The following is a 12120-nucleotide window of genomic DNA, read 5'->3' on the forward strand; positions in this document are numbered from 1 at the left end:
CAGGGCGGATATTCTGGTCGATTCCGACAGCGGGCCGATAAAGGTTGCCGAACTGCTGCCAAATTCGATCGTCGGCGAGATCGCCATATTGTGCAACAGCTCCCGCACTGCCACCGTCAGCGCGGCAAGTGATCTGGAGGCCTTGAGAATCCGCAAGGATCATTTCCTGAGGCTTATGAAGGAGTTCCCGGAAATGACCATCGAGATATTGCGGGTTCTTGCCGATCGGCTAAGCCATACGACCGCGGATCTGATCGACGCACGAAGCGCCTAGAGCTATGATGAGCGAAAGGTAGCATGGACGACGATTTTTTCCTGGTCAGATTTTGGGGCGTGCGCGGCAGCATTGCTGTATCCGGGCCAGAATTCGCTCGCTATGGCGGCAACACAATCTGCATTGAGATGCGATGCGGCAAGCATACGCTTCTGTTCGACGCAGGTTCTGGCCTGCGGCCTGCCGGTAGGGCGCTTCAGGCGTCGGATGTGACCGATTTCGACCTGCTTTTCACCCATTGCCATTACGATCACATCATCGGGCTGCCGGCTTTTGCGCCTATCTTCGACCCGAGCGTCAAGCTTACGCTTTGGTCCGGGCATCTTGCAGGACGCATGACGACCCGGCAGATTATCGATGAGTTCATACGGCCGCCGTGGTTTCCGGTGAAAATGAACGTCTGCAAGGCAAATCTCGACTGCCGCGATTTTGTATCCGGAGACGTGCTTCGGCCGCGCGAAGGGGTGGTGGTTCGGACCGGCAGTCTCACCCATCCGGGAGGCTGCATAGGCTACCGGATCGAATGGGGCGGCCGCGTCGTGGCGGTGATCACCGACACCGAGCACGAGCCGGACAAACTCGATCAGTCGGTGCTCGACCTGATCGAAGATGCCGACCTCGTCATTTACGATTGCACCTACACCGAGAAGGAAATGGAACGCCGCCGCGGTAACGGGCACTCGACATGGCAACAGGGCGTCAAGCTCTGTGAGGCTGCTGGTGCACGGGCGCTTGCGCTGTTTCACCACGATCCGACACGCACCGACGAGCAACTGGACGAGATGGAGAAGCTGGCCAAGGACAGGTTTGCCGGCGCTTTTGCCGCGCGGGATGGCCAGATGCTCAAATTCCGGGTCTCATCGCACAGAAAGCGCTGAGCTATTTTCCTTTACCCGCGCGGCGCCCGATCAATGTCCTGATCGGAAGCCATGCACAGGGTTCAGCCTGTGCGGTGACTGTCAACAATCGTTCGAGGAAAAGCCAGGCCGATTCATCATGTACAAGATGGTGGGTGAGCAGGCCGATCGGCTCGCCGTCGGATGCATGCTGCAAGTGTGCGATGATAGCCTGGACCAATAGACCATGATCGAGGCAGCCGCGCGTGCCATGCCAATCCATGATGTCGACATTGCTGTTGATGACCGCCAATGAAGCCGGCTTCGGCGGCCCATAGACTGACAAGGCCGCAAAACCTATCGATCCAAGGTCGGATACCACGCCGGCGTCGATCCTGTTCCATGGCGGCACCAGCATCGGAACGGCACGTGCGCCGTGCAGGCCGGTTACTCGCGACAGTCCGCGAGCCAGATCATCGAGCACCGCCTCGCGTGGCCGATGCGCGCCGAGTTCCTGCTTTTTCTGGTCCTCGGGCGCATGATTTCGGTGCGCCCAGCCATGGATCGCGACCGTGGCATGCGGGGCCTCGTCAAGCCGGGCGACAAGCTTCGCGTCGGTCAGGGCCGGAATGACGGCCAGAGTGACCGGAACCGCGAATTCACCGGTGAGGTCGAGCAGCCGATTAAGCGCAGGCGTCGGATCCACGGCGTCGTCGTCGCGCAGCCAGAACTCCGCCTTGCGGCCCGCCCGTTGCAGGCGCGCCAGCTCTTCCACCAAGGGCTGCCAGATCGGATCGGACGTCATGAGACCGGGACCTTCGCAATAAGTCCGGCCAGACGCGCAGCTGCGCCACCGAGGGAACGTTCTTCGAGAACGAAACGCCTGGCTTCCGCGGCCATGATGGTTCTTTCGTCGTCACGGGCCAGAAGCCTTTCAATGGCGGAAGCGAACGCCGCGACATCGCCCGGCGGGGTTAGAAACCCGGTCTGGCCATCCCGCACGACCTCCGGCACGCCGGCGATGTCCTGAGCCACCACCGGAAGGCCGGCGGCCTGTGCTTCAAGATAGGCAACGCCGTAGGCCTCGCCATAACCCGGCCAGACATAGATTCCCCCGGTGTAAAGGACATCCGGCACGGCGGCTGGCTCGATCGAGCCAATCCACTCGATACGATCGGCGGGCAGGTCGGCGAATTGCGCTTCGACCTCGTCGCGGGCTGGGCCGTCTCCGACGATCGACATGGTCCAGGGCAGGTGACCTATCAAGCCGAGCGCTTGCGCCAGCATGCGATAGCTGCCCAGTTTGTCGCCTGGGCGCATCATGGCGACGGTAATGAGGCGCGTCGGACAACCCCGTGCCGGGATTTCCCGGAATGCCGATGTGTCGATGAAGGGCGAAAGCATACCGAAAGCGGCCTTGGGAATAGCATCCGCCAGTCCCTGACGATCCCTTTGGGTGAAGCAGATGTTCATCGCCGCCTGTTCGATGGCTCGCGCCACCAATGCTTGGCTATCGGCCCACAAGCCGGCTTCGCGTCGCCTGGAATAGGAGGCTTCCGCTGTCACATAGGGGACAGCAAAGGCCGACGCCAGCTCCGGCCCGATCAAGTCGGGCGCCTTGTAATAAGGATGGTAGGTGAACCAGAGATCGGGCTTGCCGTCACGACCCCAAAGTTTGGTCAGCCGCGCGGCTTCCTCTGCGGCCTCGATCTTTAGTGCCTCGAAACTTTTCGACTCCGGCTGGCGTAGATAGAAGCGCAACTCAGATGCCAGTTCGACGCTATGCCCTCCGTGCTCCAGCGCTTTGACAAGCATCCGTGCCATCTGGCGGTCGCCGGAAACAACGGGATGATTGGGTGACTTCAGCGGCGCGTAGAAGGCAATTCGCATCGCGCGACCCTATCACCGGAAAGCCTGCGCAAGTCAATTTCCAACCGTAATCGACTTCACCTTCAAGCCGTGGAATATGCTATCTAATGGCCATGGAAACAGCTGTCGCGTCCGACCCGTTTGTCGCTTCTTTGCCGGTCTTCGCAAAGTTCGAAAGCGTTGCCGACATCGATAACTATCGGCCCCTCCCCGATGGCTGGGCGCTGGCCACTGCCGACATTGTCGGCTCGACCAAGGCGATCGAGGCGGGGCGCTATAAAACCGTCAATATGGCCGGCGCAAGCGTCATTTCGGCGCTGCTCAATGCGCTGGGTCGGCAAGACCTCCCCTTTGTCTTCGGCGGCGACGGCGCGCTCGTGGCGTTTCCCGGCTCGGCGCTGGAGATTGCCCGCAACGCGCTGGCGGCCGTCCAAAGGTGGGTGGCGGACGAACTGGGCCTTACCTTGCGCGCCGCGATCGTGCCGATAGGGGACATAAGGGCGCATGGCCTCGACGTTCGCGTGGCGAGGTTCCGGGCTTCCGAAGCGGCCTTCTATGCCATGTTCGCCGGCGGTGGCGGCAGTTGGGCGGAAGCTGAGATGAAAGCGGGGCGCTACCGCATCGATCCTGCGCCGGCCGGCGCGCGGCCGGATCTGACCGGCCTCTCCTGCCGTTGGAACCCGATCGAGGCCCGGCATGGCGAAATCGTCTCGATCATAGCCACACCGGGGGCGTCGCGCGACTTGCGCGGGTTTCAGTTTCTGGCTTCCGACATCATCGCCCTCGCCGGCAGGCAGGAGCGCGATGGCCACCCGGTGCCGGTGGACGGCCCGGGCTACAGTCTGCTGCCCGCCGGCCTGGATGTCGAGGCGCGGGCGATGGCCCCGGCAGGATGGCGGTGGCGGTCGAAGCTGTGGATCGTGTTCCTGATGACGCTTACGGCTGCAACCGATCGATTTGGCTGGACGATTGGCCGTTTCGATCCGAAGGTCTACAAACGCGAGGTGGCCAGCAATTCGGATTTCCGAAAGTTCGACGACGGCTTGAAGATGACCATCGACGTTGACGCGGATGTGCTGCATCGGATCCAAGACCGGCTGAAGCAGGCGGAAGAAGCGGGCATCTGCAATTATGGCCTGCACCGCCAGAAGTCCGCCTTGATGACCTGCCTCGTCATCTCGCCGCTGCAGCGCGATCACGTTCACTTCATCGATGGCGCCGCCGGCGGCTACGCGATGGCTGCCGCAAGCCTGAAGGCGAAGGCGCAGGTCTGCTGACTGCTTGCGGAATTCGAGTTCCGCAATATGCCCTCACTCATGGTTCTTGGCACCGGTGAGCCTCGCCATGGGAGCGGGTAACCTGTCCGAATTGACGGGAAAGCAGATTTTTTGGACGCCTCACGATATGACCGTCTTCTTAACCGGATTTCGAGGCGCGCCGCGCATGTCAGCGTGATCGGGCTGGCTATGCTGGGTTGCCGCTGTCGGTTGCGATCGCACGCGCCGGGTCCCCAGTTTTCCGGCTTCGACATCGAAACCTGGAAGGTCGAGAGCCCGAACAACGGCCAATCCTCCTTGAGGCAGTGACGTCGACAGCCCTTGCCGACCGGGCGGTTCCGCGCCACTGCGGATTTGTCGAACTAGCCGTCTGCGATGCCATCATAATCTGCGTTCCGACACCGCTGACGAAACACCGGAAGCCCCGAAGGATTCGATGCTGTCGTCGTGGCAACCGGCCACGACGCGATCGACTATCAGGCGATCGCTGATCACGCTCCTCTGATCGTCGACACACGCAATTTTTTTGGCCATCTCGGGGTGCCCAAGAGACAGTGGTGAAGGCCCGACGGTGTCTGAGACGGCGAATTCTTTGCCCGATGTCAGGATCGAGATTGCACTCCGCCGGAAGCCTCGCCACATAGGGTTCCAGGTGATAGATGCTGTTTTACGCCTGCTTCCTTCCTGCAAGGAGTTATTTAGGAAATTCTTCGCCGGCTTTCGTCGCCGAAGCCGGCTTCACTGACTTCGATTGTGTGGCGGATCAAAGGAGATGGCTCGTCTTCGACGGGTTTGAGATGGCATGAGCACAGCGCAAGCAGAAATTTCCACCATTCTCATGGATAAAGTTGCCGACTGGCTGAGCCAATCGGCGCTGGCGGGCAACGACCTGGAAACATTGGTAAAGGGCTTTTGTGAACGGCTGGCTGCTGCCGGCCTGCCGCTGAAGCGGGTGCATTTGAGCTTTTCGATGCTTCATCCGCTTTATGACGCGCTTGGTTTTACCTGGCTTCGCGGCCAGGGCCTGGAAGTGGAAGGCTTCCGCAGTGAGAACGGCGTTCATTCCGACAGATTCCTGACCAGCCCATATTACCATCTGCTCAGCAACAAGCTCGACCACCTGCGGCGCCGGCTTGACCCGTCGGTGCGGTCGGAGTTTCCTGTTTTCGACGACCTCAGGCGTATGGGCGTCACCGATTACATGGCTTTCGTGCACCCCTTCAACGGCGATACCAGCCAGGGCATGATGGGGTCGTGGTCGACCGACAGTGCGTCTGGCTTCAGCGACGGCATGATTTCGGCGCTACTGCGGATCCAGAACTATCTCGCTATCGCCACCAAGATGGCGGTGCTCACCAAGCTCGCCGACAACATGATGACCACTTATCTTGGCGGCGACGCCGGCAGGCGTGTGCTGGACGGCCAGATCAAGCGCGGCGAGGGTGACACAATCCGGGCCGCATTGGTCATGGGCGATATGCGCGGGTCGACAAGGCTTGCCGAAACCTCCGGTCGCGAAATCTACATCGATACGCTGAACCAGTTTTTCGATGCCATCGCTGCGCCTTTCAATCGCAAAGGCGGGCAGATCATGAGTTTCCTGGGTGATGGCTTCATCGCCGTCTACCCCTGCGAAAGGCATCCCTCGCAGTCCGAGATCGCCTGCCAGGCTGCTCTTGCGGCAGCGCACAAGGCCAGCGCGCGCATGATGGAACTCAATCTGCGCAGAAAGGAGCAGGGACTGGGCGACATAAAGTTTGGTATCGGCCTGCATGTCGGCAATGTGATGTTCGGCAATGTCGGGCTTACCGACCGGCTGACATTCTCTGTCTTCGGCTCGGCTGTAAACGAGGTGCAGCGTCTCCAGACCCTGACCAAGAAATATCCGCACAGCGTTCTCGCCAGCAAGGACTTCGCCAGCTATTGCGGCGACAACAGTTGGCTGACGCTCGGCACGGAGGAACTGGCGGGTATCAAGCAGAAGCTGACGGTGCTTTCACCCGATTTGTCGGGTGCTCTCGCCCTCGATGAAGACGCTGCGCCGATTCACGACCGGATATCGGACGCCGAGCAGGTCATGCTGCTTCATCGCGATGCCGCGCGGTTGTCGGCAAGCGACCGGAGGAAGCTCCAGTAACCGACACGATCCGGTCCGAAAGCCTTGGTGTGCAGCCCGGTCGCCGGTTCCGTCGCGGAATTCGATTCGAATCCAAGTTGCTCTAGGCTGGCAATACGCTAGTCTCGCTTTTGGGTCTGCCGCCCGGCAGACTGCCAGAGTGGGGCTGGTGTGAGGATGAATTCGGGCATTGATCTGCTGCGGATCGAGGATCTTGGCATCTCTTTTGCCATGATCGGGGGACCGTTGCATGCCGTCAGGCGCGCAAATCTTCGCGTCCTGCCCGGCAAGGTTACCGCGCTTGTGGGCGAGTCCGGTTCCGGAAAATCGGTTCTCAGCCAGGCAGTGATGGGCATTTTGCCGAATACGGCCCATGTTCGCGGCCGTATCCTGTTTTCTGATCCTGAAAAGCCCGGAACGACGCAGGATATCCTGCAGATGCAGCGTGACGGAACCGAAATCCGGGCGTTGAGAGGCAGTCGCATCGGCAAAATCTTTCAGGAGCCGATGACATCGCTGTCGCCGCTGCACACGATCGGCAACCAGGTCAGCGAATCCTTGCAGATTCATACGCCTATGGCTCGGGCGGAGCGCAAGGCGCGGACCGAGGAAATGCTCGGCCTTGTCGGATTTCCCAATCCCAAGCGCGCCTACGACATGTATCCATTTGAACTTTCGGGAGGATTGCGGCAACGCGCCATGATCGCCATGGCGCTTATCTGCCGGCCTGCTTTGTTGATCGCCGACGAGCCGACGACGGCGTTGGACGTCACCATCCAGGCGCAAATCCTGCAATTGCTGCGCGGGCTTCAGACCAAGCTGAACATGGCGATGCTGCTGATCACGCACGACCTCGGCGTGGTCGCCAATGTCGCCGACGAGGTGGTGGTCATGTACCATGGCGAGATCATGGAAATGGGGCCTGTCGAGGCGATATTCCGCCGGCCGGGCCACCCTTACCTGAAGGGCCTGATGGCAGCCGTTCCGCATTTCGACCTGAAGCCTGGTGAAAGGCTAAAGGCGCTTCGCGAGGTGCCGGTGAACGTTGGGAACCTGCTCGGCAAGCAGACTGCGCCGGCATCGAAGGGGCCGGAGGACATTCTGCTTTCGGTGAGGGATCTGACAAAGACCTTCACCACCCGCAAGTCCGGATGGTTCAGCGGGGGTCATCAAACCTCTGTTCGCGCCGTGGACGGCGTGAGCTTCGACATCAGGCGGGGTGAGTGTCTGGGTCTGGTCGGCGAAAGCGGCTGTGGCAAAACAACCGTCAGCAAGATCCTCATGCGGGCCATCACCCCCAGCGGCGGTTCTGTGATCTTCAACGGCCGCGATGGACCGACCGACGTCCTGGGCGCAGAGGGAGATGCCCTGCGCATATTGCGCGCGAAAATCCAGATGGTCTTCCAGGACCCGGTTTCGTCGCTTTCACCTCGCATGACGGTGGAGAACATCTTGAGCGAGCCGCTGGAGATCCATCAACGTGGCAATGCGGCGTCCCGACTCGCCACGGTCAAGAGCCTGATGCAGGCAATCGGGCTCGATCCGCGCTTCATAAAGCGCTATCCGCACAGTTTCTCCGGCGGGCAACGTCAGCGCATCGGCATCGCGCGTGCGTTGGCGCTAGGGCCCGAACTCCTGATCTGCGACGAGCCGGTTTCGGCGCTCGATGTCTCTGTCCAGGCGCAGATCCTGAATCTTCTGAAGGACCTGCAAAAAGAACTGGGCCTGACCTACCTGTTCATATCCCACAATCTGGCGGTGGTGGACTACATGGCAGACCGCATCGCGGTGATGTGCGGCGGGCGTATCGTCGAGCTTGCGCCGCGCGAAATTCTGCTCAGAAAACCAATCCACCCCTACACGCGCTCCCTGGTCGCCGCGGTACCTTTCCCCGATCTCGACAGGCCGATGGATTTCAAGACGCTGAAGCTCAGCGGAGCTTCCGACACCAGCGCATGGGGACCGCAATTCCGCGACGAGGGCGACGAAGATAGGCTGTCACCACTCGATCTTGGCGGTGGCCACCTCGTGCTGGCGAGACATTCGGCCGATATCAGTGAGTTACGCCATTGATCAGCCGGCGCACCGTCCTTGGTCTCATGGCTTCGGCATTTCTGCCAGGGACGTCGCGCGCCGGCGATCTGGAGCCGGAATTTCTTCGGCAACAACTGACGGTCAAGGCGCTGCCGACACTCGCTGAGCGCCTGCCCAAGAGTCCGCGCGCGCTGAATCTCGCTGCAATGGGCCGGCTGCCCGGCCAGTATGGCGGCACGCTGCGGACAATCATCGGCAGCCAGAAAGATATCCGGATGATGACGATCTACGGGTATTCTCGCCTGGTCGGCTATGACGAAAAGCTCAACATGCAACCCGACATTCTCGAGCGTTTCGACGTGGCGGATGATCGCGTCTTCACCTTCAAGATACGGGAAGGGCACAAATGGTCTGACGGCAGCCTGCTGACGCCGGAGGATTTTCGCTATTGTTGGGAAGATGTCTGGCTGAACGACGAGCTTTCGCAAGGCGGGCTCGCCCCCGCCCTGCTGGCGGACGGCAAGCCGCCACGCTTCGAGATCGTCGATCCGTTGACGGTCCGCTACAGCTGGGATGCGCCCAATCCAGACTTCCTGCCCAAGCTCGCTGCCGCTTCGCCGCTATCGCTTGTCCTGCCGGCCGCCTATCTCAAGCAGTTCCACAAGAAATATCAGGATTCATTCCGGCTCGCCGGCCTGATGAAGGAGAACCGGACCCAGAAATGGACGCTCCTGCATATCCGCATGTCGCGGCAGTATCGCCCGGAGAACCCGGAACTGCCGACGCTCGACCCCTGGCAGAACCGGACCAAGCCGCCGGCCGAGCAATTCATCTTCGAGCGCAACCCGTTCTTTCATCGAATAGACGAGAACGGCCGGCAACTGCCCTATGTTGACCGGATCATCATGAATGTCAGCTCATCGGCGATCATCTCCGCCAAGACCGGTGCGGGCGAGAGCGACCTGCAATGCATGGGAATTGACTTCAGCGACTACTCCTTCCTGAAAGACGCGGAGAAGCGCTATCCGGTGAAGATGCACCTGTGGAAACGTACACAGGGTTCTCGGCTGGCGCTGCTGCCGAATCTGAATTGCGCCGACCAGGTGTGGCGTGGCCTTCTGCGTGACGTGCGCGTGCGCCGCGCACTTTCGCTCGCCGTGGACAGGCGCGAGATCAATATGGCCGTGTTCTACGGATTGGCGCAGGAAAGCGCCGATACCGTATTGTCCGAGAGCCCGCTCTACCGGCCGGAATTCGCTAAAGCTTGGGTTGCCCATGATCCCGAGCAGGCCAATGCACTGCTCGACGAGGTCGGGCTTCTGGCACGTGACGATGACGGCCTGCGGATACTTCCCGATGGACGCTCTGCCCAGATAATCGTGGAAACCGCCGGCGAAAGCACACTGGAAACCGACGCGCTCGAACTCATCACCGATCACTGGCGAAAGATCGGCATCGCCCTGTTCATCCGGACTTCGCAGCGCGACATCTTCCGCAGCCGCGCGCTTGGCGGCCAGATCATGATGTCGATGTGGTCGGGCATCGACAATGGCGTGCCGACCGCCGACATGAACCCGAGCCAGCTGGCCCCCACCATCGACGATCAACTGCAATGGCCGCTCTGGGGTGCTCACTACTTGTCTCACGGCAAGATGGGCGAGGCGCCCGATCTTCCTGAAGTGATCGAGTTGATGGCTTTGCTCAAGCGCTGGAACGCATCGACCGAAGCGACAGAGCGCGCCGAAATCTGGAATTCGATGCTGTCGATCTACACCGATCAGGTGTTTTCGATCGGGACCGTGAACGGAACGCATCAGCCGATTCTGGTGTCCTCACGGCTGCGCAATCTGCCTGACAAGGCGCTCTTCGGCTACGATCCGACCGCCTATTTCGGTGTCTACATGCCGGATACATTCTGGCTTGGAGAGTCCTGAGCGTGCTTCGATATATTGTCTGGCGCATTACTGTGATGGTTCCAACGCTGCTGGTGATATCAGCGCTGGTGTTCACGATCATCGAACTTCCCCCCGGCGACTATTTCGACAGCTATGTCGCCGAGCTTCGGGCACAGGGCGAAGGGGTGGATTCCGATCGCATCGAGATGATGCGCAAGGAATATGGTTTCGACAAGCCGCCGATCATTCGCTACTTCTATTGGGTCGGCGGGATGCTGCACGGCGATTTCGGCTATTCCTTCGAGTATGAGCTGCCGGTTCGCGACGTCGTCGGGGACCGAATGTGGCTGACTGTGCTGGTTTCCTTCGTCACGATCATCTTCACCTGGCTCATCGCCTTTCCGATCGGCATGTACTCCGCGACGCATCAATACAGTTGGGGCGATTACGGCCTGACCTTTTTCGGCCTCCTGGGCCTTGCCATTCCGAACTTCATGCTGGCGCTGATCCTGATGTATTTCGCCAACATCTGGTTCGGCACGTCCCTCGGCCATCTCATGGACCCGCAATATCTCAGCGAGCCGATGAGCTGGGCCAAGGCGAAGTCGATACTCGCCCATCTCTGGATCCCGGTCTTAATCATCGGCACCGGCGGCACGGCAAGCATGATCCGGCGGCTGCGCGCCAATCTGCTCGATGAGCTACACAAGCAATATGTGGTGACCGCACGCGCCAAAGGCCTTCATCCGTTCAGGGCTCTGGTCAAATATCCGCTGCGCATGGCGCTCAATTTCTTTATTTCAGACATCGGCTCCATCCTGCCGGCCATCATCTCCGGCGCCGAAATCACGGCGATCGTGCTGTCTTTGGAAACGACCGGGCCGATGCTGATCAAGGCCTTGCAAAGCCAGGACATGTATCTGGCGGGGTCGTTCCTGATGTTCCTAGCCTTCCTGACAGTCATCGGTGTCCTGATTTCCGACCTGGCGCTGGCGGTGCTTGATCCACGAATTCGTTTGCAGGGCGGCAGCACCAAATGAAGACGGATTCGCCGCTCCCCGCTCCGGGTGCTCCACTAGAACACTACGTTTCCAGCGCGCCCTTTGACCTGCAGTCGGTCGAGGCGATGACGGCGGAGCAGTCGAAGGTCTTTCAGGCGTCGCAGTTGCGGTTGATGTGGTGGAAATTCCGCATGCACCGGCTTGCCCTTGTATCCGGCATATTCCTGATAGTGCTTTATTTCGGGATACTGATCTGCGAGTTTCTGGCGCCCTACAATCTGCACACGCGCAACATGGACTATATCTATTCGCCGCCGCAGCAGGTGCACCTGTTCCACAACGGCGAGTTCGTCGGGCCGTTCGTCTATGGCCGCCAGATGACGCTGGACATGGACACGCTCAAGCGGAACTACATCGACGACCCGGGCGATGTTCAGCGGGTCCGTTTCTTCTGCAAGGGCGACAGTTACCGGTTCTGGGGCCTGATCGAAGGTGACAGGCATTTTGTCTGCGCTGCCGAAAACGGCCAGCTCTTTCTGGCCGGCACCGACAGGCTGGGGCGCGACGTGCTCTCGCGCATGATCTATGGCGCACGCATTTCACTGACAATCGGCCTCGTCGGCATCAGTTTCAGCTTCCTGCTCGGCATCGTCATCGGCGGACTGGCCGGTTATCACGGCGGTATCTTCGACCTGATCGTTCAACGGATAATCGAAGTCCTGCAATCGATTCCCAGCATTCCGCTATGGCTGGCCCTGGCGGCGATCATGCCGATAACCTGGAGTCCGATCCTGATCTATTTCGGCATCACCGTGATC

The 12120-nt window shown here is 60.3% G+C and carries 10 protein-coding genes; 8 read left to right on the forward strand and 2 right to left on the reverse strand.

What is annotated here, in order from left to right; translation table 11 throughout:
• Both EN750_RS04445 and EN750_RS04450 read left to right on the forward strand, forming a co-directional pair.
• Nucleotides 1-274: cyclic nucleotide-binding domain-containing protein (locus tag EN750_RS04445; RefSeq protein WP_145967408.1), on the forward strand; the 274-nt coding region annotated here is incomplete at its 5' end.
• Between the two features lie 23 nt (nucleotides 275-297).
• Nucleotides 298-1152 carry an MBL fold metallo-hydrolase gene (locus EN750_RS04450; RefSeq protein WP_127395731.1) on the forward strand — a complete coding sequence of 285 codons (855 nt, stop codon included), beginning with the start codon at nucleotides 298-300 and terminating at the stop codon, nucleotides 1150-1152.
• Between the two features lies 1 nt (nucleotide 1153).
• Here EN750_RS04450 and EN750_RS04455 read toward each other — a convergent pair whose 3' ends face one another.
• Together EN750_RS04455 and EN750_RS04460 are read right to left on the reverse strand one after the other, a co-directional pair.
• Nucleotides 1154-1915 carry a polysaccharide deacetylase family protein gene (locus EN750_RS04455; protein ID WP_127395732.1) on the reverse strand — a complete coding sequence of 254 codons (762 nt, stop codon included), beginning with the start codon at nucleotides 1913-1915 and terminating at the stop codon, nucleotides 1154-1156.
• Nucleotides 1912-3000 (reverse strand): glycosyltransferase family 4 protein, encoded by a 1089-nt coding sequence (locus EN750_RS04460; protein WP_127395733.1) that lies wholly within the window; start codon nucleotides 2998-3000, stop codon nucleotides 1912-1914. Before EN750_RS04460 ends, EN750_RS04455 begins: the two co-directional genes overlap by 4 nt.
• 92 nt (nucleotides 3001-3092) lie before the next feature.
• On the opposite strand from EN750_RS04460, the gene EN750_RS04465 reads away from it, so the two are divergent.
• The 6 genes from EN750_RS04465 to EN750_RS04495 all read left to right on the forward strand — a co-directional run.
• Nucleotides 3093-4256 (forward strand): DUF3095 domain-containing protein, encoded by a 1164-nt coding sequence (locus EN750_RS04465; protein WP_245463554.1) that lies wholly within the window; start codon nucleotides 3093-3095, stop codon nucleotides 4254-4256.
• A gap of 802 nt (nucleotides 4257-5058) precedes the next feature.
• Nucleotides 5059-6393 (forward strand): adenylate/guanylate cyclase domain-containing protein, encoded by a 1335-nt coding sequence (locus tag EN750_RS04475; protein WP_127395734.1) that lies wholly within the window; start codon nucleotides 5059-5061, stop codon nucleotides 6391-6393.
• Nucleotides 6394-6549: 156 nt separating this feature from the next.
• Complete coding sequence (locus tag EN750_RS04480) at nucleotides 6550-8445, forward strand: ABC transporter ATP-binding protein (RefSeq protein WP_127395735.1); 1896 nt, start codon at nucleotides 6550-6552, stop codon at nucleotides 8443-8445.
• On the forward strand, nucleotides 8442-10340 hold the full coding sequence (locus EN750_RS04485; RefSeq protein WP_127395736.1) for an ABC transporter substrate-binding protein: 1899 nt from the start codon (nucleotides 8442-8444) through the stop codon (nucleotides 10338-10340). Before EN750_RS04480 ends, EN750_RS04485 begins: the two co-directional genes overlap by 4 nt.
• Nucleotides 10341-10342: 2 nt before the next feature.
• Nucleotides 10343-11341 (forward strand): ABC transporter permease, encoded by a 999-nt coding sequence (locus EN750_RS04490; protein WP_127395737.1) that lies wholly within the window; start codon nucleotides 10343-10345, stop codon nucleotides 11339-11341.
• Nucleotides 11338-12120, forward strand: a 783-nt coding sequence (locus EN750_RS04495) for an ABC transporter permease (RefSeq protein ID WP_127395738.1), incomplete at its 3' end; no start/stop codon positions are given. The genes EN750_RS04490 and EN750_RS04495, both read left to right, overlap by 4 nt.

The sequence above is a fragment of the Mesorhizobium sp. M7A.F.Ca.ET.027.03.2.1 genome (genome assembly GCF_003999175.1).
Taxonomy (GTDB): Bacteria; Pseudomonadota; Alphaproteobacteria; order Rhizobiales; family Rhizobiaceae; genus Mesorhizobium.

Bases quoted from the DNA above. Each gene is read 5' to 3' on its own strand.
- EN750_RS04450 (WP_127395731.1), top strand. From the start codon at position 298: ATGGACGACGATTTTTTCCTGGTCAGATTTTGGGGCGTGCGCGGCAGC.
- EN750_RS04465 (WP_245463554.1), top strand. From the start codon at position 3,093: ATGGAAACAGCTGTCGCGTCCGACCCGTTTGTCGCTTCTTTGCCGGTC.
- EN750_RS04480 (WP_127395735.1), top strand. From the start codon at position 6,550: ATGAATTCGGGCATTGATCTGCTGCGGATCGAGGATCTTGGCATCTCT.
- EN750_RS04460 (WP_127395733.1), bottom strand. From the start codon at position 3,000: ATGCGAATTGCCTTCTACGCGCCGCTGAAGTCACCCAATCATCCCGTT.
- EN750_RS04455 (WP_127395732.1), bottom strand. From the start codon at position 1,915: ATGACGTCCGATCCGATCTGGCAGCCCTTGGTGGAAGAGCTGGCGCGC.
- EN750_RS04475 (WP_127395734.1), top strand. From the start codon at position 5,059: ATGAGCACAGCGCAAGCAGAAATTTCCACCATTCTCATGGATAAAGTT.